21 protein-coding genes and 1 pseudogene are annotated in these 24,468 nt (G+C 60.4%); 9 read left to right on the plus strand and 13 right to left on the minus strand.

Going from position 1 to position 24,468, the window contains the following annotated elements:
• Window positions 1-6: 6 nt before the first annotated feature.
• Window positions 7-1,503 carry a YifB family Mg chelatase-like AAA ATPase gene (locus AC0IW7_RS16360; protein WP_471819416.1) on the plus strand — a complete coding sequence of 499 codons (1,497 nt, stop codon included), beginning with the start codon at window positions 7-9 and terminating at the stop codon, window positions 1,501-1,503.
• Window positions 1,504-1,669: 166 nt separating this feature from the next.
• Window positions 1,670-1,891 carry a SymE family type I addiction module toxin gene (locus AC0IW7_RS16365; protein WP_471819417.1) on the plus strand — a complete coding sequence of 74 codons (222 nt, stop codon included), beginning with the start codon at window positions 1,670-1,672 and terminating at the stop codon, window positions 1,889-1,891.
• Window positions 1,892-1,932: 41 nt separating this feature from the next.
• Here AC0IW7_RS16365 and AC0IW7_RS16370 read toward each other — a convergent pair whose 3' ends face one another.
• The 3 genes and pseudogenes from AC0IW7_RS16370 to AC0IW7_RS16380 form a co-directional block, all read right to left on the minus strand.
• Window positions 1,933-2,793, minus strand: coding sequence for a methyl-accepting chemotaxis protein (locus AC0IW7_RS16370; protein ID WP_463561044.1), 861 nt, complete (start codon window positions 2,791-2,793; stop codon window positions 1,933-1,935).
• Window positions 2,788-3,909, minus strand: a pseudogene (locus AC0IW7_RS16375) (Cache 3/Cache 2 fusion domain-containing protein); the annotation flags it as partial. The gene AC0IW7_RS16370 and the pseudogene AC0IW7_RS16375, both read right to left, overlap by 6 nt.
• Before the next feature lie 197 nt (window positions 3,910-4,106).
• Entirely contained in the window at window positions 4,107-5,027 is a 921-nt protein-coding gene (locus AC0IW7_RS16380) for a LysR substrate-binding domain-containing protein (protein WP_471819419.1), read from the minus strand.
• A 150-nt stretch (window positions 5,028-5,177) separates the two neighbouring features.
• Between AC0IW7_RS16380 and AC0IW7_RS16385 the strand changes: the two genes are divergently transcribed.
• Window positions 5,178-6,605, plus strand: coding sequence for a NorM family multidrug efflux MATE transporter (locus AC0IW7_RS16385; protein WP_471819421.1), 1,428 nt, complete (start codon window positions 5,178-5,180; stop codon window positions 6,603-6,605).
• Here AC0IW7_RS16385 and AC0IW7_RS16390 read toward each other — a convergent pair.
• Window positions 6,529-8,193 carry a putative bifunctional diguanylate cyclase/phosphodiesterase gene (locus tag AC0IW7_RS16390; RefSeq protein WP_471819422.1) on the minus strand — a complete coding sequence of 555 codons (1,665 nt, stop codon included), beginning with the start codon at window positions 8,191-8,193 and terminating at the stop codon, window positions 6,529-6,531. The genes AC0IW7_RS16385 and AC0IW7_RS16390 overlap by 77 nt on opposite strands.
• Before the next feature lie 251 nt (window positions 8,194-8,444).
• Between AC0IW7_RS16390 and rep the strand changes: the two genes are divergently transcribed.
• Both rep and AC0IW7_RS16400 read left to right on the plus strand, forming a co-directional pair.
• Window positions 8,445-10,454 carry a DNA helicase Rep gene (gene rep / locus AC0IW7_RS16395; RefSeq protein ID WP_471819423.1) on the plus strand — a complete coding sequence of 670 codons (2,010 nt, stop codon included), beginning with the start codon at window positions 8,445-8,447 and terminating at the stop codon, window positions 10,452-10,454.
• A 61-nt stretch (window positions 10,455-10,515) separates the two neighbouring features.
• Window positions 10,516-11,088, plus strand: a complete 573-nt coding sequence (locus tag AC0IW7_RS16400) for a xanthine phosphoribosyltransferase (protein WP_471819425.1) — start codon at window positions 10,516-10,518, stop codon at window positions 11,086-11,088.
• A gap of 27 nt (window positions 11,089-11,115) precedes the next feature.
• Here the strand turns inward: AC0IW7_RS16400 and AC0IW7_RS16405 are convergent, their stop codons facing one another.
• Window positions 11,116-13,242, minus strand: a complete 2,127-nt coding sequence (locus tag AC0IW7_RS16405) for an acetyl-CoA hydrolase/transferase C-terminal domain-containing protein (RefSeq protein WP_471819427.1) — start codon at window positions 13,240-13,242, stop codon at window positions 11,116-11,118.
• 77 nt (window positions 13,243-13,319) lie between these two features.
• On the opposite strand from AC0IW7_RS16405, the gene AC0IW7_RS16410 reads away from it, so the two are divergent.
• The gene (locus AC0IW7_RS16410; protein ID WP_471819429.1) at window positions 13,320-13,514 is read left to right on the plus strand and encodes a hypothetical protein; all 195 of its coding nucleotides are present in this window, start codon (window positions 13,320-13,322) and stop codon (window positions 13,512-13,514) included.
• Window positions 13,515-13,524: 10 nt separating this feature from the next.
• Here AC0IW7_RS16410 and AC0IW7_RS16415 read toward each other — a convergent pair whose 3' ends face one another.
• From AC0IW7_RS16415 to dadA, 5 genes are all read right to left on the minus strand, one after another.
• Window positions 13,525-13,953 (minus strand): c-type cytochrome, encoded by a 429-nt coding sequence (locus AC0IW7_RS16415; protein WP_122497548.1) that lies wholly within the window; start codon window positions 13,951-13,953, stop codon window positions 13,525-13,527.
• 110 nt (window positions 13,954-14,063) lie between these two features.
• Window positions 14,064-14,612, minus strand: coding sequence for a cupin domain-containing protein (locus AC0IW7_RS16420; protein WP_122497550.1), 549 nt, complete (start codon window positions 14,610-14,612; stop codon window positions 14,064-14,066).
• Between the two features lie 100 nt (window positions 14,613-14,712).
• Window positions 14,713-15,801: an alanine racemase gene (gene alr, locus AC0IW7_RS16425; RefSeq protein ID WP_471819430.1), complete on the minus strand. Its 1,089-nt coding sequence runs from the start codon at window positions 15,799-15,801 to the stop codon at window positions 14,713-14,715.
• A gap of 39 nt (window positions 15,802-15,840) precedes the next feature.
• On the minus strand, window positions 15,841-16,194 hold the full coding sequence (locus AC0IW7_RS16430; protein ID WP_471819432.1) for a RidA family protein: 354 nt from the start codon (window positions 16,192-16,194) through the stop codon (window positions 15,841-15,843).
• Entirely contained in the window at window positions 16,169-17,467 is a 1,299-nt protein-coding gene (dadA, locus tag AC0IW7_RS16435) for a D-amino acid dehydrogenase (protein ID WP_471819433.1), read from the minus strand. The genes AC0IW7_RS16430 and dadA overlap by 26 nt, the downstream gene beginning before the upstream one ends.
• Window positions 17,468-17,623: 156 nt before the next feature.
• Here dadA and dadR point away from each other — a divergent pair, with 156 nt between their 5' ends.
• Window positions 17,624-18,112, plus strand: coding sequence for a transcriptional regulator DadR (dadR, locus tag AC0IW7_RS16440; RefSeq protein WP_108098017.1), 489 nt, complete (start codon window positions 17,624-17,626; stop codon window positions 18,110-18,112).
• A 3-nt stretch (window positions 18,113-18,115) separates the two neighbouring features.
• Here dadR and AC0IW7_RS16445 read toward each other — a convergent pair whose 3' ends face one another.
• The gene (locus AC0IW7_RS16445; protein ID WP_471819435.1) at window positions 18,116-18,469 is read right to left on the minus strand and encodes a YkgJ family cysteine cluster protein; all 354 of its coding nucleotides are present in this window, start codon (window positions 18,467-18,469) and stop codon (window positions 18,116-18,118) included.
• A gap of 132 nt (window positions 18,470-18,601) precedes the next feature.
• On the opposite strand from AC0IW7_RS16445, the gene AC0IW7_RS16450 reads away from it, so the two are divergent.
• Window positions 18,602-19,900 carry an NAD(P)/FAD-dependent oxidoreductase gene (locus AC0IW7_RS16450; RefSeq protein ID WP_471819436.1) on the plus strand — a complete coding sequence of 433 codons (1,299 nt, stop codon included), beginning with the start codon at window positions 18,602-18,604 and terminating at the stop codon, window positions 19,898-19,900.
• Window positions 19,901-19,943: 43 nt separating this feature from the next.
• On the opposite strand, the gene gbdR is transcribed toward AC0IW7_RS16450, so the two are convergent.
• Both gbdR and AC0IW7_RS16460 read right to left on the minus strand, forming a co-directional pair.
• Window positions 19,944-21,047 carry a choline metabolism transcriptional regulator GbdR gene (gbdR, locus tag AC0IW7_RS16455; protein WP_122497562.1) on the minus strand — a complete coding sequence of 368 codons (1,104 nt, stop codon included), beginning with the start codon at window positions 21,045-21,047 and terminating at the stop codon, window positions 19,944-19,946.
• 471 nt (window positions 21,048-21,518) lie between these two features.
• A complete protein-coding gene (locus tag AC0IW7_RS16460; protein ID WP_471819437.1) occupies window positions 21,519-22,895 on the minus strand; it encodes an L-serine ammonia-lyase in 1,377 nt (458 codons plus the stop codon).
• Between the two features lie 353 nt (window positions 22,896-23,248).
• On the opposite strand from AC0IW7_RS16460, the gene AC0IW7_RS16465 reads away from it, so the two are divergent.
• Entirely contained in the window at window positions 23,249-24,193 is a 945-nt protein-coding gene (locus tag AC0IW7_RS16465) for a choline ABC transporter substrate-binding protein (RefSeq protein WP_471819439.1), read from the plus strand.
• Window positions 24,194-24,468: the final 275 nt, after the last annotated feature.

Consider the following 24,468-nt stretch of genomic DNA (forward strand, 5'->3'; position numbering starts at 1 on the left):
TGATCCATGTCTTTGGCTATCGTCCATAGCCGCGCCCAAATCGGCGTCCAAGCACCCTCTGTAATCGTCGAAGCACACTTGGCCAATGGACTGCCCTCGTTGACCCTGGTGGGATTGCCTGAAACCGCCGTCAAAGAAAGCAAGGACCGCGTGCGTAGCGCGATTCTGAATTGCGCCTTCGAATTTCCCCAACGTCGTATCACCTTAAACCTCGCTCCGGCCGATTTACCTAAAGACGGCGGCCGCTTCGATTTGGCCATCGCGCTTGGAATACTCGCCGCGAGCGGCCAGGTTCCATTGGCCGCACTGGAACATATCGAATGCCTCGGGGAGCTGGCGCTCTCAGGCGCCTTACGCCCAGTACAGGGCGTATTGCCGGCAGCGCTTGCCGTGCGTGCCGCAGGGCGCACCTTGGTAGTGCCGCGCTGCAATGCCGAAGAAGCCAGTTTGGCGTCGGGCCTGACGGTGCTGGCTGCCGATCACCTGTTGGAACTGGCCGCCCACTTCAATGGGCTCGCCCCCATCGCGCCTTACCAGGCAAAGGGACTATTGCGCCAATGCGCGCCCTACCCAGACCTTTGCGAAGTGCAAGGCCAGATCGCCGCGAAACGGGCGCTGCTGGTGGCTGCTGCGGGGTCTCACAATCTGCTGCTAAGCGGTCCGCCGGGCACTGGCAAGACGCTACTCGCCAGCAGACTCCCAGGGCTGCTACCCCCGCTAAATGAGCAGGAAGCACTCGAAGTGGCGGCGATTCAATCGGTCGCCAGCCACACGCCGATGAGCGCCTGGCCGCAACGGCCGTTTCGCCATCCCCACCACACAGCCTCAGGGCCGGCATTGGTCGGCGGAGGCGGTCGTCCCCAGCCCGGCGAAATCACTCTGGCGCACCATGGCGTACTGTTTCTGGATGAGCTTCCTGAATTTGATCGACGCGTACTTGAGGTGCTGCGCGAGCCGCTAGAAAGCGGCCATATCGTCATCGCCCGGGCGAAAGACAAGGTGCACTTCCCGGCGCGCTTTCAATTGGTAGCCGCCATGAACCCCTGCCCGTGCGGCTACTTGGGCGACCCTAGCGGGCGCTGCCGGTGCAGTACCGAGCAACTGCAACGCTATCGAGGAAAACTGTCCGGCCCGCTGCTGGACCGTATTGACCTGCATGTCACGGTTGCTCGCGAAACTACGGTGCTGCACGCCACTACATCGACAAACACTTCTACCGCCACGGCCGCTGCCCAGGTGGCTCGCGCCAGAACACTTCAGATAGAACGGCAAGGCATCGCCAACGCGTTCCTCGACCTGCCTGGCTTGCGCGAACATTGTGGATTGCTGCAAAGCGATCAGGCCTGGCTCGAAACTGCATGCGAGCGCCTCGGCTTGTCGTTGCGCGCGGCTCATCGCATTTTAAAAGTGGCTCGCACGCTGGCTGACCTGCAAAACGCTTCAGCCATCGCCCGTGAACACCTCGCTGAAGCCCTGCAATACAGGGGCGCTCCTCAGGAGTAAGCGAACTTCGAGGATTTATCCCTGCCGCGCTTCAGCCGCAGCCGGTCGCACGCCCAGCAATAGTGTATGGATATACAGCTGACGAATGCCCACAGTGAGGTTCAAGGTCCGTCGCGTGCAATTCCGCACCCCGGCTGGCCAATGCCCCTAAAGCAGGAGTCTGCCCATGACTATTCAACAAGTAATGCTTCCGCAATTCACCGAGCGGCAGCTCAAAATCTCCGCGGATTACGTGGCGCCCGGTAAGCGCGAGAGCATCTATGCGCTACCCAAGCAAATACCCTGGATTCAACTTAAAGGCCTCTGGTTGCAGCAGGCAGGTTTCGAGGCGAACAGCATGATTCGCGTGCGCATCATTAAAGGTTGCCTGGTGATAACCGCTGCATAAAAAAATCCCCGGACAATGCCGGGGATTTTTCATGCGTTGCGTTACTGGAATCGCCCGACCTCTGCGCGCAATCCGGCGGCCAACTGATCCAGCTCTCTGGCAGTTTCAGCGAGGTTGGTGATCACTTCGTGCTGCTCGCTGTTGGCCAATGCAATGCTTTGCAGATTGCTGCTCAGCATGGTGGCAGTGCTGCTCTGCTCGCTGGTGGCCGTGGTGATGGCGGCGAACTGTTCGCCGGCTGCTTGGCTTTGCTCGGCAATCTGCGTAAGCGCCTGAGCGACTTTGGCGTTGCGCTGCAAGCCGTCGAGCATCTGCACTTTGCCCTGCTCCATGGTGGCGATAGCGCTGCTGGTTTCGCCCTGAATGCTCTGAATCATCGCGGAGATTTCGTTGGTCGCGTCACGGGTGCGACCTGCCAGGCTGCGCACTTCATCCGCGACCACAGCAAAGCCGCGGCCCTGCTCGCCAGCCCGCGCTGCTTCGATCGCGGCGTTGAGTGCGAGCAGGTTGGTTTGGTCGGCAATGGAAGTAATCACACTGACAATGCCGCCAATTTCCTGCGAGCGCTGACCGAGGGTATTGATGACGTCGGCGGTGCCATTCAGCGAACTGGAAATCTGCTCCAGCGCGCTAGACGCTTCCTCCATGGAGGTACGGCCGATGCGCGTTTGCTGCGAGTTCTCGTTGGCCAGGCGTTCGGTGTGACGCATGTTGTCGGCAATATTCAGCGAGGTGGCGCTGAACTCTTCGACCGCGCCCGCCATGCTGCTGATTTCGCCGGACTGTTGCTCGATGCCTTCATAAGCGCCGGACGACAACCCAGCCAACGCTTGCGCCCGGCTGCTGACGTTTTCAGCTGCGCCGCGAATACGCGCGACCATGGTCGACAAGGCTTCGCCCATCTGGTTGAAATTGCGGGCCAGCTCGCCGATTTCATCGTGACTGGTGATATTGAGACGCGCACTGAGATCGCCGTTCCCCAAAGCTTGCGCTTGAGCTACCAAATCGCCCAATGGACGCAGTTTGCGGCGCAACAGCCAGATCACCGCGCCGACTGCGAGCAGCAGAGTGATCAAACTGCCGATTGCCAGCTGGCTCCCCACATTCCAGGTAACCGCCTCGATTTCAGCCTTTGGCATACTCGCCAGAACGGTCCATGGGCCGCCGGCAAACGGCATCGCCACGCTATAGAACGACTGGTCACCGTCTTCCCAGAACTCGCCTTGCCCGGGTTTTGCGGCTAACGCCGTCACAGTGTCCACCGCTTTGTCAGGCTGCTGGGCACCCGCAGGCGGCACCAGCCAATGCTTTTGCTCGTCCAGCAAGGCCAACGAGCCCGTCGCACCGATGCGGAAACGTTTGAGGTTATCGAACTGCGCGTTTTGCGCGTCGGTGTAATCGAACCCCACGAACAGCACTGCAATGACGCGGCCCGAAGGGTCGGCCACCGGCGTGTATTGGGTCATATAGAAGCGGTCGAACAGCAGCGCCCGGCCCACATAATTTTGCCCGCCGAGCAGACGCTTATAAGCAGGGTGCGCGTGATCCAGTGCAGTACCGATAGCGCGGCTGCCATCCTGCTTGGTCAACGAGGTGGTTACGCGAACGAACTCATCGCCGTCGCGCACAAAAACCGTCGCTACGCCGGCGGTGAGATTGCGGAATTCGTCGACTTGATCGAATTGGTTGTTGAGCCGCACGTCGCCCAGATAAAGCGCCGGGGTTTGCAGCGCGCCAACGGCAACACGCTCATCGGCATGCACATTCAAGCCATCGCGAAAACGCTGCTCGAACAGGCCAGCCAGACGCTGAGTGCTTTCGCGCAAACTGTCATGAAAGGTACTCAGCTGGTCGGCCAACAGCCGCGCTTCGCTACCCAAGTGTTCCTCGCGGGTTGTTAACGTCGCATTGCTAAGCGAACGAAGCGCAAACAAGGTGCTGAGGCCAATCAGCAACACGAGAATTACGGCCAGCGCAGACGCTAGCTGCCAGGCGATGCGGGAGCGGGGCTGGGACATTTACATCTCCGTGGGGTAATACGGCTTTGAGTAATTGCCGCTTTCCATAGCAAAGCAGAAAAAAGGCCGCCCGCTTGTGGAAGGCAGCCTGCTTACATAGGTGTTCGGCGGGGCGCGAAGAATACTTGAGTGAAATCATGCGTCAAATAAAAAGCGGCATTTAGCCAGCACTCCGTCGCATATCTACCAGACAAACATTACAGAAGATGTACGACGTCAGGTAACTTCATCGTTTCAACCTCGCCGAGGAGGTAATCGCGCAGCCGTTGATAGCGGGCTTGGCCGCGCCGGGCCTTGGGCCAAACCAGAAAATAACTGTCGCCGCTGGCCACCGCGCTGGGCCATGGCAAGGCCAATCGACGGTGAGCCACATCTTCGGCAACCATGACCAAATCACCAATCGACACCCCATAACCCCGCGCAGCAGCGACCATTCCTAACTCCAATGTGTCGAACACCTGCCCGCCTTTGAGCGGAATGTCCTCGGCCAGCCCCATTGCCTCCAGCCAACGCCGCCAGTCGCGGCGGTCGGGGGTGGGATGCAGCAGTTGCGCCCGCTGCAATCGCGAAACATCCCAAGGCGACTGACCCACTGCTTCCGGCGCGCAGACGGGGATCAGCCACTCGGCAAACAGCGGCACACTTTCCCACTCTTCGGGAAATTCGCCCTTGCCGAGCAACACCGCACAATCGAAGGGTTCTTGGTGAAAATCGACGCGGTCGACATCCATCCAGGCACTGGTCAGTTGCACTTCCATGCCATCGTCGAGCAGACGAAAACGCGACAACCGCGCCAGCAGCCATCGCATGGTCAGCGTGGAAGGCGCTTTCAGTCGCAAGGTTGTTTCGTCGCTGCGTAACGTCGCGCATGCCCGCTCAAGCGCGGCGAAGCCGTCGCGTATGCCCGGCAAGAGCATTCGAGCCGCTTCGGTGAGTTGCAACGTGCGCCCCGCCCGCTGAAAAAGACGGCAACCGAAATGCTCTTCAAGCGTATGAATGTGCCGGCTCACAGCGCTTTGAGTAATGGCCAATTCCTGCGCCGCTTGAGTAAACGAGCTGTAACGAGCCGCCGCCTCGAAAGCGCGCAACGCATATAAACCGGGAAGACGTTGAGTCATTGCACCATTCCTTATCGCTTCGCATGAGTTTAAGTCATGCCACGCATCGTTTTTATCGTTTTGTGGCGTTGCGTCTTCTTGCGCAAGATGGCGGTTCTTCGTTACCCCCGGCGCGCTCTCAGTGCCTTTTTAGTTTGAGTCAGACTCATCATGACGACCGCAACACAAATCGAGTTGAAAGCCATCCTGCGCTTGGCTGGTCCATTGATCGCCGCGCAACTGGCGCACGTGATGATGGTGTTCACCGACACCGTAATGATGGGCCTGCTCGGCCCCGCTGAACTGGCGGGCGGCGGGCTTGGCGCGGCAAGTTATTCGTTTGTTTCAATCTTCTGCGTCGGCGTGATTGCCGCCGTCGGCAACCTGGTCGCCATTCGCCATGGCAGCGGGGATGTACGTGGCGTGGTGCAGATCAGTCAGAACGGTTTGTGGCTCGGCTGGGCCATGGCATTGGCGGCAGGCGTGTTTCTGTGGAACCTCGGCCCCATTCTGCTGGCGTTTGGGCAGTCGCCGGCAAGCGTGCACGGCGCCGAGCAGTTCCTTTCCACACTAGTCTTCGCGCTGCCGGGCTACATGACATTCATGGCGTTGCGCGGTTTCACCAGCGCGCTTGGCCGAGCCGGCCCGGTGATGGCCATCAGCATTGGCGGCGCAGTGGCAAATCTGGGCCTGAACTACGCGCTGATTCACGGCCTGTTCGGTCTTCCGCACCTGGGCCTGGCTGGCATCGGCTTGGTCACGGCCATTGTCAGTACGTTGATGGCGCTGCTGCTCGCGCTGCACGTCATGCATCACCGCGCCTATCGGTTGTATCCGTTGTTCGTCGGCTTGCTGCGCCCGGACAAGGCTGCGATGAAAGAACTGCTGCGCCTCGGCCTACCGATTGGCGGCACCTACGCGGTCGAGTCCGGCTTGTTCGCCTTTGCCGCGCTGTGCATGGGCGCATTGGGCAGTACGCAACTGGCCGCTCATCAAATTGCACTGCAATCGGTGTATGTGGCTTTTATGGTGCCGGTGGGCATTTCCTACGCCGTAACCTTTCGAATCGGCCAGCACTTCGGCGCCGGACGGCTGGCCGATGCACGCCGCGCTGGTCGCCTCGGAATCGCCATTGGCGGCTGCTGCATGCTCGGCTTCGCCTTGTTGTTCTGGCTGGCGCCATATGCGGTGGTCGATCTGTTCCTAGATGCCAGCGATCCGGCGTTCGCCAGCATCGTCGCCCTCGCGGTCAGCCTGCTGGCCATTGCGGCCTGGTTCGAGTTGTTCGACGGCATTCAGACCATCGCCATGGGCGCGATTCGCGGGCTTAAAGATGCGAAAACCACATTTGTGGTTGGGTTGGTTTGCTACTGGCTCGTCGGCGCGCCGGCCGCCTGGTTGCTAGCATTTCACTTGGGCTGGGGCGCGCAAGGCGTGTGGTGGGGTTTAGCCGCCGGCCTGGCCTGCGCGGCGCTGGGTCTGACGCTGGGGTTTGAGTGGAAAACCGCGCGACTGCTGGCAATTAGCCCGACAGCATCGCCTGACGACTGCCAAACACCAGAAAACGCGCCAGGTCGGCCAGGGGCAGAGGCTTGCTGACCAAGTAACCCTGCACCTGATCGCAGCCAAACTGACGCAGCAAGGCGAGCTGTTCGGCGTTTTCCACGCCTTCGGCAACCACGGCCAGTTCCAGGTTGTGCGCCAGGTTGATCATCGCCCGCACCAACTGCCGATTTTCGGGGCGGTTATCCATGCCGCCGACGAAACTCTTGTCGATCTTCAACATGGTGATCGGCAAGTTGTTCAGGTGCACGAACGATGAAAAACCGGTGCCGAAATCGTCGAGGGAAAAACGCACGCCGAGCTTGCCCAGCGCCTTCATGGTTTGTTGCACGTGATCGCTACGGCGCATCACGGCGGTTTCGGTTAGTTCGAATTCCAGCCACTGCGCATCCACGCCGCGCTCTTCAATAAGACGCGCCAACGTGGTCAGCAGTTGACTGTCCTGGAACTGACGGAACGACAGATTCACCGCCATATGCAACGCCGGCAGACCCCGTCCGCGCAGCCACTGCATGTCGCGCAACGCGCGGGAAATAACCCAGTAACCCAGCGGCACAATCAGCCCGCTTTCCTCGGCCAACGGCACGAACTCATTGGGCGCCAGTAACCCGCGCTCGGCGTGGCGCCAGCGCACCAGCGCTTCAAGGCCCAGTATGTGCCCGGTTTTCAGGCACAGGCGCGGCTGGTAATGCAGCTCCAGTTCATCGCGGCGCAGGGCGCGGCGCAGTTCGCTTTCCAGGTCGGCAAGACTGCGGGCATTGCGATTGATGCGTTCGTCAAACACGTGAAAGGTGCAGCCCTGCTGGCTCTTGGCCTGCTGCATGGCGATATGGGCATGCCACATCAGCGGATCGGCGCCGGCGTCGGCACGGGCGTGCGCCACACCAAGGCTGCAGCCGATCAACAGGCTTTCGCCATCGACCCAGTAAGGCTCGGACAGCGCTTCGGTAATGCGTTCGGCCATGCGCTCGGCACGTTTGGGGTCGCGGCGAATATCCAACAGCAAGGCGAATTCATCGCTGCCTAAACGGGCCAGATGATCATCCACGGATAGCTGCGCTTTGAGCCGCGCCACCACTTGCAAAATCAGGCGGTCCCCGGCCTGGTGGCCGAGCGCATCGTTGGCATGGCGGAAGTTGTCGAGATCCAGATGCCCGAGCGCCAGCCCCCGGCCTTTGAATTCGGCCAATTGCGCGGTGAGCAGGGTTTGAAAGCCTTGGCGGTTGGCGATGCCAGTGAGCGGATCTTGCTCGGCCAGGCGCTGAAGCGTGTCTTTAAGCACGCCGTGCTCGCGCACATAACGCAGGCAGCGACGCACGGTGTCGACGCTCAGCGTTTCGCGCACCAGCCAGTCGCTGATGCCAACCGGCGGCTCGGCCGGCTCGTGTTCGAGCAACAAAACGGTGGGTAACGGGCAACTGCCGGGCGCGGGCTGCAGGCGGGGCGTGGTTAACAGAAGGCTGTGCGCGTGATCGTCAAACAGGCCACTGGCAGCCGTCCAGGAAGGGGCGGTAATCAGCGCCGACGGGTTGCCCATCGCCGCCAAATGCTCGCGCAACAGCGCCGCCCATTCTGGCGTTTCGGCCAGCAGGACAATACGCAAGGTTTCAACATGCGCGGACAAACGACTTCCCCCAAAACAATCCACATGGCGGTTCTACCGCCCTTTCGCGCCGTTATCGGCGTCTCTTGCGCACATCCTGTGCGATGTATTCCCCATCAGCCCCCGCTGATGAGGCACTAGCGTACTGCATTGTCTGAAATAACCAAGACCATCACGCGGCCAGTATGGCGTGCGTCACAGTATCCAGACGGTTAAGGCATTGTGCATCAGGCCTGCTAAAATGCGCGCCCACTTTCCTGCGATACAACGACATGTCCCGACTCAATCCCCGGCAGCAAGAAGCCGTGAACTACGTCGGCGGCCCACTATTGGTGCTCGCTGGCGCCGGTTCTGGCAAGACCAGCGTAATCACCCGCAAGATTGCCCACCTGGTTCAGCAGTGCGGCATCCGCGCGCAACACATCGTGGCGATGACCTTTACCAACAAGGCCGCGCGCGAAATGAAAGAACGCGTCGGCACCCTGCTCAAAGGCGTGGAAGGACGCGGCCTGACCGTGTGTACCTTCCACAACCTGGGCATGAACATCATCCGCAAAGAGTACGCCCGCCTCGGTTACAAGCCTGGTTTCTCGATTTTCGATGACGGCGACATCAAGGCGCTGCTCAGCGACATTATGCAAAAAGAGTACTCGGGCGACGACGGCATCGACGAGATCAAAGGCTACATCGGCTCGTGGAAAAACGACCTGATCCTGCCGCCCGAAGCGCTGGAAAACGCCCGCAACCCCAAAGAACAAACCGCGGCCATCGTCTACATGCATTACCAGCGCACGCTCAAGGCGTACAACGCGGTGGACTTCGACGACCTGATTTTGCTGCCGGTAAAACTCTTCCAAGACCACACAGACATCTTGGAAAAATGGCAGAACAAGGTGCGCTACCTGCTGGTGGACGAATACCAGGACACCAACGCCAGCCAATACCTGCTGGTGAAAATGCTGGTGGGCATGCGCAATCAGTTCACCGTGGTGGGTGATGACGACCAGTCGATTTACGCCTGGCGCGGCGCACGGCCGGAAAACCTCATGTTGCTGAAAGAGGACTTTCCCTCGCTCAAAGTCGTGATGCTTGAGCAGAACTACCGCTCCACCAGCCGCATCCTCAAGTGCGCCAACACGCTGATCGCCAACAACCCGCACGCCTTCGAAAAACAGCTGTGGAGCGAGATGGGCCATGGCGATGAGATCCGCGTGATTCGTTGCAAAAACGAAGACGCCGAGTGCGAACGCGTGGCCATGGAAATTCTCAGCCTGCACCTGCGCACCGATCGGCCGTACAGCGATTTCGCGATTCTGTATCGCGGCAACTACCAGGCAAAACTGATGGAGCTGAAACTTCAGCACCACCAGATTCCCTATCGCTTATCGGGCGGCACCAGCTTTTTCGCGCGTCAGGAAGTGAAAGATTTGATGGCCTACTTCCGCCTGCTGGTGAACCCTGACGACGACAACGCCTTTTTGCGCGTCATCAACGTGCCGCGCCGCGAAATCGGTTCCACCACCCTGGAAAAGCTCGGCAACTACGCCACCGAGCGCAAGATTTCCATGTACAACGCCGCCGACGAAATGGGCCTGGGCGAGCACCTGGACAGCCGTTACAGCGAACGCCTGCAACGGTTCAAACACTGGATGGACAAGATTCGCCAGCAGTGCGCCGAGAACGAGCCGATCGCCGTGTTGCGCAGCATGGTCATGGACATCGATTACGAAAACTGGCTGCGCCAGAACGCCTCCAGTGACAAAGTCGCCGAGGCGCGGATGGGCAACGTCTGGTTCCTCATCGACGCGCTGAAGAACACCCTTGAGCGCGACGAAGACGGCGACATGACCATTGAAGACGCCATCGGCAAACTGGTCTTGCGCGACATGCTCGAACGCCAGCAAGAAGAGGAAGAAGGTGCCGAAGGCGTGCAAATGCTGACCTTGCACGCCTCCAAAGGGTTGGAATTTCCGTACGTGTTCATCATTGGTATGGAAGAAGAAATTCTGCCCCACCGCTCCAGCATCGAAGCCGACACCATCGAGGAAGAACGCCGCCTGGCGTACGTGGGCATCACCCGCGCGCGGCAGACGTTGGCGTTCACCTTCGCGGCCAAACGCAAACAGTACGGCGAGATCATCGACTGCTCGCCGAGTCGTTTCCTCGACGAATTGCCGCCCGAAGATTTGTCGTGGGAAGGCCTGGAAGACACCCCCGTGGAAGTCAAAGCGGTACGCGGCAACGCGGCCCTGGCCGACATCCGCGCCATGATGAAAAAATAGTCGGGCGCCGCTGTGCGCCCCTGCCTTTACTAACCTGCACCGCCAAAACGAGAGCCTTGAGATGGAAGCGCTGAAAACGAAGATTATTGAAGAAGGCGTGGTGCTGTCCGACCAAGTGCTCAAGGTCGACGCCTTTCTGAACCACCAGATCGATCCGCGCCTGATGCAGCAAATTGGCCAGACCTTTGCCGACCTGTTCAAAAATCAGGGCATCACCAAAATCGTCACCATCGAAGCGTCGGGCATCGCGCCCTCGATCATGGCCGGTCTGGAACTTGGGGTGCCGGTGATTTTCGCGCGCAAATACCAGTCGCTGACCCTCACCGACAACCTGCTGGTGTCCAAGGTGTTCTCGTTCACCAAGCAGACTGAAAGCACCATCGCCGTGTCGGCCAAGCACTTGCTGCCTACCGACCGCGTGTTGCTGATCGACGACTTTCTCGCCAACGGCCGCGCCGCACACGGTTTGATCGACCTGATCAAACAGTCCGGCGCAACCATCGTCGGCATTGGCGTAGTCATCGAAAAATCCTTCCAGAAAGGCCGCGAAGAACTCGACTCGCAGGGCTACTGGATCGAGTCGCTCGCGCGGATCAAGTCGCTGGAAGGCGGCAAGGTCGAGTTTCTCGAATAACCATTGCCGCTCAAACGGGGCACCGCGTTAAGGCGCGGTGGCCTGCAACCCCGCCAGCACCAGCTTCTGATAAAGCTGTTCCTTGATTCCTTCCGGCTGCGCCAATTGCAACCGTTCCAAGTGCGCGTCATATGCCCCCGGCGCCGGCTGATCGAACAGCGCCGCCTTCCCTAACTCCAGCACCTCGCTGAGCTTGAGTTTGCTTTTAAGCCAGCGCAGCGCGCGCAGCAAATCCTGTTCTTCTTGAGTGAAATCGCAGCCCAGCGGGTACTCCGCGAACAACGCCCGGTGCTGCTCATAACACGCCTGCAAACGCTCGGGTGTGTTGTCGCGAAACGCCTCGTCCAAGGCAAAATCATCGGCCAGCTTGCCCGCCGCCTTGGCCTGCTCGATCAGCTCATCCTGAAAACGCGAGTCGGCGATTTGCAGCAGCGCCGCAATCACCTGGCTGTCGTTTTTACCGCGCAGATCGGCAATGCCGTATTCGGTGATGACAATGTCGCGCAAGTGCCGGGGAATGGTGGTGTGGCCATACTCCCAGCGAATATTGGAACTCACTTCGCCATCCGCCTCGCGCCAGCTGCGCAGCATCAGAATGGCGCGTGCGTCGTCCAGCTCATGGGCTTGGGCAAAGAAGTCGTATTGCCCGCCAACGCCACTGATGACGCGGCCATCTTCCAATTGATCGGCCGCACTGGCGCCCAGCAAGGTCACGCAAAAGGCGCTGTTGATGAAGCGCGCCTGAGTGCGCTGCAAGCGTTTCAGATCTTCCTGGCCGTATAGCCGGTTGATGTAGCTGATGCCGGTCATGCCGATACGCGAGCGACGTTCGTCGTTGAGCTGTTGCAAGCGCCGATAAAACGCTTGTGGGCCGAGGAAGAAACCGCCGTGAATACACACACCGGAGGCGGTTGGTTTCAGATGCAGCTGCAAGGCGTCGATGCTCGCTGAATGATGCAGGTCGGCCGGGATGGTCTGACCGTCGGGCAAGCGCAACGTCGCGCCTTCAACGCTTACGCCTTCGGCGAGCAGGCCTTGTTCGTATAACCAGGTGATCAACGGCTGATCCAGACGTAGCTCTGCATCAAGCTCGCGCCAGGCGGCCAGATCCAGATGACCGTGTTCATTGAGTACGCCGTCATTTGCCAGCTGCTGAAGGCGCTCATTCGGGAACACCGGACGCCGCACGATGCCCGCATCGAACAACGCCACCAGGCCCGGCACCAGCATTTCGCTGCACCCATACAAGCCGTTGGCAAAGGGTTGCAGCCCGCCGAAGCGCTCCACCAACTCCCCCCAACGACCAATATCCAGGGCCTGCAACGCCGCCTGGTAACCGCCATTGTTGCCCTGGCGATTGAGCAAGGCGGCGGTCACCGCATCGCCCATTGAGCCGATGCCAATCTGCAGCGTGCCGCCATCGCGCACCAGGCTGCTGGCGTACAGGCCGATGGCGTGGTCGGCCACGCCTACCGGCATATTCGGCGTAGAGAACAACGTGCTGGGCTCGCCGGCTTCGACCAGCAGATCGAAATCATCCAGCGGGCGCTCGGCATCGCCGGGCATGTAAGGCAAGTCGGCATGCAGCTGACCCACACAGACAATGGTCTCGCCGGCCTGCTTGCGCGCTTGCAGCATGGGCAGCAAATCCAGGGTGATATCGGTGTTGCAGCTCAGGCTGACGTGGTCCGGGCGGGTGGCATCGGCGGCCACCAGTTGCGCCACCACGTTAATGCCCTTGCGATTGAGGTCGCGTGCCACCTGGCTGTAATTGAGGCTGACGTATGCCTGCTGCGCCTTTGGATTTTGCAACTGGCTGCCCGGCTGCAGATAGAACTCCTGCAACTGCACATTGGCCGGCAGCTCGCCGCGGCGTTGGTCTTTGAGGTAATCAAGCTCTGGATAATTGCCAAACACCCGCTCCAGAAACGGCGCCATCAAGCGCTGCTCCAGATCGCTGCTGGCGTGGGGGCGACCGAGGGACAGCGCGGTGTAAATGGTCAGGGAGCGATGGGGCATCGCTTTGATGCGCTGATACAACGCGTTGACCAGCCGATTGGGTTTGCCCAGGCCCAGTGGCAGGCCAAGGTGAATCGGTCCGTCGATGCGCTGCAGGATCTGTTCGACGGCAAAGTCCAGAGAGCTAAGAGCCACAGGTCAATCTCCATAAGTTGGCTTGTGGAGTGTGACTGCAAAAACGCAGGGATGACGCCCGTTTCGCTGAAAAATGAATGCCCACCCTCGCCGATCTGTGGATGGGCCTTGCTCGGTTGAGATCGAGCGAGCTAGAGCAGTGCAAGGCGAAATTGGTTTTTGAAGCGCAGTTGGCTCTAGCCAATGAGCATTCAACAATCAATTTCAACGCAGCAATGCCGACGCGCAGCCGATCGGCGCATAAAAAAACCGCCCCGAGGGCGGTTTTTTGAAATCCAAACCTTATTTAAGGCCGGACATTTTCTGGATGGTGGCTTTGAGCTCATCATCACTGCAATCAGCACAGGTGCCTTTAGGCGGCATGCTGTTGATACCGGTGATGGCTTTTGCCAGCAGGCCGTCGAGGCCGCCTTGGTGGTCGGCGCGCTCTTTCCAGGCGGCGTTGTCACCGATTTTTGGAGCACCCAGTACGCCAGCGGTGTGGCATGCGCCACAGTGGGCAGCAATGATGTCGTCCGGCGTTTTTGCCCCGCCGCCAGCAGAAGCCGCAACGGCTTCAACGCCTTTGCATTCTTCGCCCTGGATGCAGACTTCACCCACTGGCTTCAGTCGCGCAGCGATGTCGTCATTGGTCGTCGCAGCCTGAGCGCTGACCGCCCAGAGGGCCAACACAGCGACATGCGCCGCCAGCATTTTCTTAATTAGGTTCACGCGTACACCCTCTATCGTGGCTAGTCACGCTCGCGGCCACGGTTGCGCGAGCGGGCGTCAGTATACCGATTAGGTCGGCGTGTCGAAACACGCCATCCTGTCGCAGTTTCTTAGAAATTGGCCGGCGTGGTCGCCGAAATAAGCCGCGCCGGCTCTTCAAACGGATTACGGAAGCGATGCGGCTTGCTGCTTTCAAAGTAGTAGCTGTCGCCGCTTTCGAGGATATAAATCTCGCCGCTCACCGTCAGTTCCAGACGCCCATCGACCAGCAGACCCGATTCTTCACCTTCATGGGTGAGCATCTCGTCGCCGGTATCAGAGCCTGGTGGATAGGTTTCGTCGAGAAAGGCGATGGCCCTGCTGGGGTGCGCCTTGCCGACCAATTTCATGGTGACCGCGCCACTGGACAGATCGACCAGTTCGCTCGCTTTGTAAACCACCTGAGTGTGGTTGTCCTGCTCCACTTCAAGGGAGAAAAACTCGACCAACGACATGGGTATGCCCGCCAGCACCTTTTTCAGCGAACTGATCGAGGGGCTCACGCTGTTCTTCTCGATCATGGAAATGGTGCTGTTGGTGACGCCCGCACGTTTGGCGAGTTCACGCTGAGACAGGCCTTTAAGCTTGCGAATAGATTGCAGTCGAACGCCGACGTCCAATGATAGAGCCCCCTTGGGAAATTTCCGATTTGAGGGGGCATCATCGCAACAGCGTTCAGTATTTACAACACTTGCAGGGCAATCCTGTTCGGACCTGGCGCTAGGCCCCGGAATAGACGAGTGGCGCGCGGCGAACATTACAGAAAAGCTGGTAAGGAATAGTCCCAGACGCAGCGGCAACATCGCTGGCGAGCACCTGTTTCCCCCACAATTCCACCCGACTTCCTACGCCAGCCTCGGGGAAATCGGTGAGGTCGACGGTTAGCATATCCATGGAAACCCGACCGATCAGACGGCTCAGTTTCCCGTCGATGGCCACCGGCGTGCCGCTTGGCGCATGGCGCGGGTAGCCGTCGGCATAACCCATTGCTACAACGCCGACACGCGTCGGTTGTTCGGTGACATACCGGGCGCCGTAGCCAATTGGTTCGCCGGCCGGCAATTCGCGCACGCTGATTATTTTCGACTCCAGCGTCATCACTGGCTGCAAGCGCGCGGCGTGATCGTGCGGAGTTTCGAACGGGCTGGCACCGTAAAGCATCAGCCCGGAACGAACCCAGTCGGTCTTTTGCAGCGCGGGAAAACGTGACGACCAGCCAAGAATCGCCGGCGAATTAAACAGGCTGACATCGGCCTGTAGCCCCTCGCGGGCTTGGGCGAAAGCGGCCATTTGCTCTTCGCTGCGCGGATTCTCCAGCTCATCGGCGCGAGAGAAGTGCGTCATTAGCACGATTTTTTCCGCCTTTCCACTCGCTTGCAGGCGGCGGTAAGCGTGCTGGTACTGCTCGGGAAAGAAGCCAACGCGGTGCATGCCTGAGTCAAGCTTCAGCCAAAGCTGCAACGGTTTGCGCAGCGTCGTACGTTCGAGCGCTTCTAACTGCCACGGCGCGTGTATCACACACCAAAGATCATGCTCGACGATCAACGCCAACTCGTCGGCCTCGAAAAACCCTTCGAGCAACAAAATCGGCGCGCGAATACCCGCAGCGCGCAGGCTCAGCGCCTCTTCAATGGCTGCCACGGCAAAACCATCGGCCTCACTTTGCAACGCCTGCGCGCACTGCACGGCGCCATGCCCGTAGGCGTCTGCCTTGATCACAGCCAGGGCGCGGGCCCCGGTCAGTTCACGGGCCAGGCGGTAGTTGTGACGCAGAGCAGCGAGGTCAATAAGGGCGCGGGCGGGACGCATGGCAGCGAGTCTTCTAAAGGTCGAGGGCTAGAAACGGTGTTACGGCAGCGCCGCGATAACGGTCATTTCGACCAAGGCTTCGTCGGTGTAAAGCTTGGCTTCAACGCAGGCCCGAGCGGGCGCGGTGCCCGGCGTTACCCAGGCGTCCCAAACAGCATTGAGGCCGGCATAACCACTGGCCATGTCCTTGAGGTAGATAGTCACCGACAGGATTCGGCTCTTGTCGGTGCCCGCCTCGGCGAGCATGCGGTCGATGTTGGCGAGCGTTTCGCGGGTCTGTTGCGCAGCATCGCCTGCGTAGCTGTCAGCCAGTTGGCCGGCCAGGTAGACCGTGCCGTTGTGGATGACGATTTCGCTGTAGCGGGTTTCAGTGCGCAGGCGCTGGATGGGCATGTTTGTGGCTCTCTTTGGAATGGCCGTAACGGGAGATATCCAAGCCTTCGGCGCTGATCTGTGGACGTTTCTTCGCCATCAGGTCAGCCAGCAGACGACCAGAGCCACAGGCCATGGTCCAACCGAGGGTGCCGTGGCCGGTATTGAGGAACAGGTTTTTGTACGACGTGGCGCCGACAATCGGCGTGCCGTCCGGCGTTGTTGGGCGCAGGCCGGTCCAGAACTCGGCCTGGGCCAGGTTGCCACCTTGCGGATACAGATCGTTGACGATCATTTCCAGGGTTTCGCGGCGACGCGGGTTCAGGCTCAGGTCGAAGCCGGCGATTTCCGCCATGCCACCGACTCGGATGCGGTTGTCGAAACGGGTGATGGCGACCTTGTAGGTTTCATCGAGAATGGTCGAAGTCGGAGCCATGTCGCCATTGGTGATCGGCACGGTCAGCGAGTAACCCTTGAGCGGATACACCGGGGCCTTGATGCCCAGCGGCTTGAGCAATTGCGGCGAGTAGCTGCCCAGCGCCAACACGTAGCGATCAGCCGTTTCCAGCTTGCCGTTGACCCACACGCCGTTGATGCGGTCGCCAGCGTGGTCGAGGCCTTCGATGTTCTGACCGAACCGGAACTCCACGCCCAGCTGTACGCACATTTCTGCGAGGCGGGTGGTGAACATTTGGCAGTCACCGGTTTGGTCGTTCGGCAGGCGCAGGGCGCCGGCGAGAATGTTGGTCACGCCAGCCAGTGCCGGTTCAACACGGGCGATGCCGTCGCGGTCCAGCAGCTCGTAGGGCACGCCGGATTGCTCCAGCACGGCGATGTCTTTGGCGGCGTTATCGAGTTGCGCTTGGGTGCGGAACAGTTGCGTGGTGCCCAAGCTGCGGCCTTCGTAGGCGATGCCGGTTTCGGCGCGCAGTTCGTCGAGGCAATCGCGGCTGTACTCCGACAACCGCACCATGCGCTCTTTGTTCACGGCATAACGGCTGGCGGTGCAGTTGCGCAGCATCTGCAACATCCACAGGTATTGGTCGATATCGGCAGTTGCTTTGATCGCCAGCGGGGCGTGGCGTTGCAGCAGCCATTTGATGGCTTTCAAGGGAACGCCCGGTGCGGCCCAAGGCGAGGCGTAGCCTGGCGAAACCTGGCCGGCGTTGGCGAAGCTGGTTTCCATGGCCGGGGCGGCCTGGCGATCAAGCACAACCACTTCGAAGCCAGCACGGGCCAGATAGTAGGCGCTGGTCGTACCAATCACACCGCTGCCCAACACCAGAACTCGCATGGTTTGCTCCCTTGCCGCGATTTCTCGCTGACGTTTGATATCTTGATCGAAATTCCGCGCAGTATATTGAGCCGCTGCCAGTGCATTTCACTGTATTGCTGGCTATATTCGACGAGAATTCTTGGCAAAACCCGTTAATGCAGAGGCGGATTCCCCATGCGCACCCAGCACCAGAGCCGTCGTGAACTGGACAAGATCGACCGTAATATTTTACGAATCCTGCAGGAAGACGGTCGTCTGTCCTTCACCGAGCTGGGCGAGCGCGTGGGGCTTTCCACCACGCCATGCACCGAGCGGGTTCGGCGCCTGGAGCGCGAAGGCATCATCATGGGCTACAACGCCCGGCTGAATCCGCAACACCTCAAGGCCAGCTTGTTGGTATTCGTTGAGATTAGTTTGGACTACAAATCTGGCGATACTTTCGAGGAGTTCCGACGGGCCGTGCTGAAGCTTCCGCACGTTCTGGAATGCCACCTGGTGTCGGGGCACTTCGACTACCTGGTGAAAGCGCGCATTTCCGAGATGGCGTCGTACCGCAAGCTGCTCGGCGACATCCTTCTGAAGCTGCCCCACGTGCGCGAATCGAAGAGCTACATCGTCATGGAAGAGGTGAAGGAAAGCCTGACCCTGCCCGTGCCGGACTGAGCCTTAAACCAACACCTGGCGCGTGCTGGCGATCAACTGATGCACGCCCTTTTCCACGCGCTCATCTATCCATTGCTCCGGGCGGCGGCCGTTCGGGCATGGCAAGCGCGGCGTGGTGCCGAATAGCCGACAAATCAGCGGCCGTTCTTCATACACCTCGCACCCTTGCGGGCCGAGGTGCACGCAGTTGAACTCAGCCAGCGCCGCGTCATGCTCGGCATCCGACTTCACCGGCAAACGCGACATTTCTTCCGACGATGCGGTCACCGGCCCACAGCAATCGTGACAACCGGGCACACAGGCAAAGCTGGGAATGCGTTGGCGCAGGTGATCAATCTTGCGGCTGTTGCAGCTCATGGGGGCGAGTCCTTGGATGAGCCGGCATGGTAGCAACCGACGAAGGTTTTTTCCCGCGGCCCCTTGGCGCTGCCAGAGCGGCCCGCTTATCCTGCGTAAAATTTACCAAACATAAGAATCAGGATTTCACACATGCACGCCAGCGTTCAGCCAACGCACGCTCCTTCCTATTACGCCGCTACCGCCAACCGCCAGCTCAGCTTCGCGCCGTTGGCCGGCGAAGTTCGGGCGGATGTCTGCATTGTCGGCGGTGGGTTTTCCGGGCTGAACACCGCCATCGAATTGGCTGAGCGCGGCCTTAGCGTGGTGCTGCTGGAAGCCAATCAAATGGGCTGGGGCGCCAGCGGGCGCAACGGCGGTCAGCTGATTCGAGGCGTCGGCCATGACGTCGAGCGCTTTGCCGGCGTGGTTGGCGCCGACGGCGTGCGCGAGCTCAAGTTGCTCGGCCTGGAAGCGGTGGAAATCGTTCGCCGGCGCATCGAGCATTTCAACATTCAGTGCGACCTCACCTGGGGCTACTGCGACCTGGCGAACAAACCCGACGACCTCGAAGGCTTCGCCGACGACCTCGCCGAATTGCGCGGCCTGGGCTATCGCCACGAACTGCGTTTGCTGCAAGCCGACGACATGCATCAGGTGGTCGGTTCGAGCCGCTACGTCGGCGGCTTGATCGACATGGGCTCCGGCCATTTGCACCCGCTTAACCTCGCGCTCGGCGAAGCGGCTGCCGCGCAGTCGCTCGGCGTGCAGCTGTTCGAGCACTCGGCCGTTACCCGCATCGACTACGGCAACGAAGTGGTGGTGCACACCGCTGGCGGCAAGGTGCGGGCGACCAATCTGGTGCTGGCCTGCAACGCCTATCTCAATGGTTTGAACAGCAGCCTGGGCGGCAAAGTACTGCCAGCGGGCAGCTACATCATTGCCACCGAACCCTTGAGCCCGGCGCAGGCGCGCACGCTCATTCCGCAAAACATGGCGCTCTGCGACCAGCGCGTGGCGCTGGATTACTATCGTTTGTCTGCCGACCGTCGCTTGCTGTTCGGCGGCGCCTGCCATTACTCCGGACGGGATCCAAAAGACATCGCCGCTTACATGCGGCCGAAAATGCTCGAGGTGTTCCCGCACTTGGACAAGGTCAACATCGATTTTCAGTGGGGCGGCATGATCGGCATCGGCGCCAACCGGCTGCCGCAAATTGGCCGGCTCAAAGACCAGCGCAACGTGTTTTACGCCCAGGCCTATTCAGGCCATGGCGTGAATGCCACGCACCTGGCCGGACGCCTGCTCGCCGAGGCGATTGCCGGTCAGGAAAGTCGTGGTTTTGACCTGTTCGCCAGCGTGCCCCACGTCACCTTCCCGGGCGGCAAATACTTGCGCTCGCCGCTGCTGGCCATGGGCATGCTCTGGCATCGCTTGAAAGAAGTGCTGTAGGCGAACTGGCCGCAGCACGCGGCCAGCCCCTTGCGCTAAAACCCTACAGGCGCACGCTGGCGAAGGTCGACTCGCTGCGCGCCTGACTCAGCGCCGACATCGCACCCGGCGTCGACGCCAACACCAACGCTTGTGGAATCGGCATCAGCGCAACTTGCTGAGCCGTATTGGAACCCATGCGTTCGTCACGCGGCGGAATGCCGAAGTATTCGCGGTAGCACTTGGAGAAGTGCGGCGTCGATACAAACCCGCACACGGAAGCCACTTCGATAATCGACATCGGCGTCTGCTTGAGCAGTTGGCGCGCCCGCACCAGGCGCAGCTTCAGGTAATAGCGCGACGGCGAGCAGTGCAGGTACTTCTGGAACAGGCGCTCAAGCTGACGACGCGAGACGTTGACGTACACCGCCAACTCGTCGAGGTCGATGGGCTCTTCCAGATTGGCCTCCATCAGCACCACGATTTCCTGCAGCTTCGGCTGATTGGTGCCGAGCATGTGCTTGAGCGGCACGCGCTGGTGGTCTTGCTCGTTGCGGATGCGCTCGTACACAAACATTTCCGAAATCGCCGCCGACAGCTCGCGGCCGTGCTCGCGGGAAATCACGTGCAGCATCATGTCCAGCGGCGCGGTGCCGCCCGAGCTGGTGAAGCGGTTGCGGTCGAGGGTGAACAAGCGCGTGCTCATCACCACACGGGGGAAAGCTTCCTGCATCGCCGCCAGGCATTCCCAGTGCACGCTGCAATCGAAGCCATCGAGCAGCCCGGCGCACGCCAGCGCCCAGCTGCCGGTGCACACGGCACCGAGTTTGCGCGACTGACGCGCCTGGGTTTGCAGCCACAACACGTGTTCGCGGGTAACACTGCGTTGAATGCCGATGCCACCGCAGACAATCACCATATCCAGTGCCGGCGCCTTGCTGGCCGCGCAGTCCGGGGTAATTTGCAGCCCATCGCTGGCCCATACCTGATTGCCGTCCAGGGTCATGGTGGTCCAGCGATACAGCTCGCGGCCCGAAAGCTGGTTGGCCATCCGCAGGGGTTCCACAGCCGAGGCCAGGGAAATCAGAGTGAAATTATCCAGCAGCAGAAAGCCGATGGATTGTGGAGCACGGTTCTGGGGTTGTGCCCCTTGGTTGAACGGCGTCATCACGGTTCTCCTCACGCAGGTGTGGCCCCAGTCGGGACTCTTTATTTTTATGACTCGGGTGCGTTCACACCTTCGAGCTATAGCAGGCATAACGCAAAGCCCATGCCTAAGTTGAACGGGCATTCAAAAAAAACTGAAAACGACGTCGCTGAGGCTCTATTCAGCGCGGGTTAACGAGACGGGGTCGGGGGAGCCACGGCGTCTGCGCCAGCGTGACTGAGCAGTTTCGTAGCACTTAGGCGGGCGCCTTCGCGATGGGCCTGGAAACTGTCACTGCTGGCAGATCGCTGGCCGTTACACCGCGCCAAAACATGGCGTGGGGCAAGCGCAGCGAACAAAAAGTGTGCAGTAGGGTTTGCTCTGTATTTGTAGGAGCCAGCTTGCTGGCGAACCCTGGAAAAGAAGAGCTTCGCCAGCAAGCTGGCTCCTACAAATACCTACCGGCGATGGCATTTACTTGCACCGCTGCCGCTAACACTCAATCGCACTCACCGCCAGCCCGCCGCGTGAGGTCTCTTTGTATTTGTCATGCATGTCGGCGCCGGTGTCGCGCATGGTGCGGATCACTCGATCAAGGGAAATAAAGTGCTCGCCATCGCCACGCAGCGCCATTTGCGCGGCGTTGATGGCTTTCACCGCGGCGATGGCGTTGCGCTCGATGCAGGGCACTTGCACCAGCCCGCCCACCGGGTCGCAGGTCAGACCCAAATTGTGTTCCAGGCCGATCTCGGCGGCGTTTTCCAACTGGCCCGGCGTAGCGCCCAGAATCTCCGCCAGGCCCGCAGCGGCCATGGCGCACGCTGAACCCACTTCGCCCTGGCAGCCGACTTCAGCGCCGGATATCGACGCGTTCTTTTTGCACAAAATACCGATGGCGGCAGCGGCCAGGAAGTAATCGCACACGTCCGCCTCGGTGACCGCTGGGCTGAAGCGCACGAAGTAATGCAGCACCGCCGGAATGATGCCGGCCGCGCCATTGGTGGGCGCCGTCACCATGCGCCCGCCGGCGGCGTTTTCTTCGTTCACGGCCAGGGCGAACAGGTTCACCCATTCCATGCCGCTCAGTGTCGAGCCAATCACGTTGGGCTTGCCCAGCTCCTGCAGGCTGCGGTGCAACTTGGCGGCGCGGCGTTTCACGTTCAGGCCGCCCGGCAGAATGCCTTCGTGCTTGAGGCCGTTATTGACGCACTCACACATGGCTTTCCACAGACGCATCAAGCCCTGGCGAATCTCCGCTTCACTGCGCCAGGCCTTTTCGTTGGCCATCATCAGCTCCGACACCCGCAGGTTGTGGGTTTTGCACAACTGCAGCAGTTCTTCGGCACTGGAGAAATCGTACGGCAGCGCCGTGTGGTCCTGATCCAGCAGCCCGCTGGCCGCTTGCTCGGCATCCACCACGAAACCACCACCCACGGAGTAATAAGTGTCGCGGTGCAGCTCGCCGCCCTCGCCTTCGACGATCAGCGTCATGGCGTTGGGGTGATACGGCAGGTTTTCGTCGAGCAGCAGCATGTCGCGCTGCCACTGGAACGGCACTTCGAAATGCCCGTCGAGCAGCAGGCAGCCGCTTTCGTGCAGCGCCGCCATGCGCGGGGCGATGGCCGCCGGGTCGATCGCATCTGGCCAATCGCCCATCAAGCCCATGATGACGGCGCTGTCGCTGCCATGGCCGACGCCGGTGGCCGACAACGAGCCATACAGGCGCACTTCCACGCGGCGCACCTGCTGCAATTGTCCTCGCTCGCGCAGGCCTTGCAGGAACAAGGCGGCGGCGCGCATCGGGCCGACGGTGTGAGAGCTGGAGGGGCCGATGCCTATTTTGAATAGGTCGAACACGCTGATGGCCATGCGGATTTCCTCAACCGGTACAGGGCAGCAAGCGCGCCCAACTTGCGCGGATCATCAGCCTTTTAGTGCGCTGGGCGGGGTCTGGCACCGACTTGATCATGCCCAGCAACGTCGCCGCTGCGCCGCCTTGAAACGGCCAGCGACATGCGCACGCTGAATGCGACCTCGGCCACTCTAAACGCGACCTCCAGCGTGGCCGTGGTCACGTCCCACGCGCATAGTCGCCGCGCCCGGCATGCTTCCTGCGAGTGTATGGGCCTGCCTTTTGGCAACCGGCGACTTCCAGGTGTGCGCCCGCGCCGCAGACACGGAGGTTTGGAGTGATTACCCGTCCCGCTAAGGAAAAGCATTCTATGAAACTCGTGACCTCTGTTTGCCTGGCGCTCAGCTTGGCGACGCCCGTATTGGCCACTGCCGCTGAACCGGAAAGCTGCAAACTGGTGCGCTTTGCCGACGTGGGCTGGACCGACATTACCGTCACCACCGCCGTCAGCCGCTTCTTGCTCGGCTCCCTGGGCTACACCACCAATGCCAAGCGCCTGTCGGTACCCGACACCTTCAAAAACCTGGAAACCAAACAGATCGATGTGTTCCTCGGCAATTGGATGCCGGCGCAGGAACATGAGATCAAACCCTTCCTCGACGCGGGCAGCATCGAAAGCGTGCGGGCCAATTTGCATGGTGCCAAATACACCCTGGCGGTGCCGGCGTTCGTGTACGACGGCGGCCTGAAAAGCTTCGCCGACCTGGGCAAATACCGCGAAAAGCTCGACGGCAAAATTTACGGCATCGAGCCCGGTAACGACGGCAATGCGCTGATTCAGAAAATGATCAAAGGCAACTCGTTCGGCACCGGGCAGTTCGAGTTGGTGGAAAGCAGCGAGCAGAAGATGCTCGCCAGCGTGACCCGCGCCGAGCATTTGCAGCAGTGGATCGTGTTCCTCGGCTGGGAACCGCACCCGATGAACAACCACCTGAAAATGAAATACCTCGACGGCGGTGACGAGTTTTTCGGCCCCGACTACGGCGGCGCCACCGTGTACTCGCTAACGCGCAAAAACTTCAGCAAGGAGTGCGCGAACGTCGGCACCTTGCTCAGCAATCTGGAATTCAGCCTGGGCATGGAAAACGAGCTGATGGACCAGGTCATCAACCAAACCGCCAACCCGCGCCAGTCGGCCAAAGACTGGCTCTACGCGCACCCCGAAGTGCTCGATAAGTGGCTGCACGGCGTGACCACGCGCGACGGCAAACCCGCACTGGCGGTGGTGCGCGAAAAGCTCGAACTGGCGCCCTGAGCATCATTCCCTGAACGTGAAACCTCGCAATAAGCAGGCTCGCGCTCAGGGCAAAACGTCGTAAACGACCTGACCAATGCTGGATACGACGCCCTCTGCACTGGTTGCGACCCACCCTGTAGGCGTTTGAATTGTCCTGCTACATGATCGTTCTCGACATGACCGCTAGGCTTCGTTGCGCCAATGCCGGGACTTTCCCCCGCTTGCCCGACCCGAGGCCGACCCTATAAGCAGGACTACAACAAGCGGCGAAGCGCGTACTGCACTGCCAACCA

This window comes from Pseudomonas sp. AC229 (genome assembly GCF_979254655.1).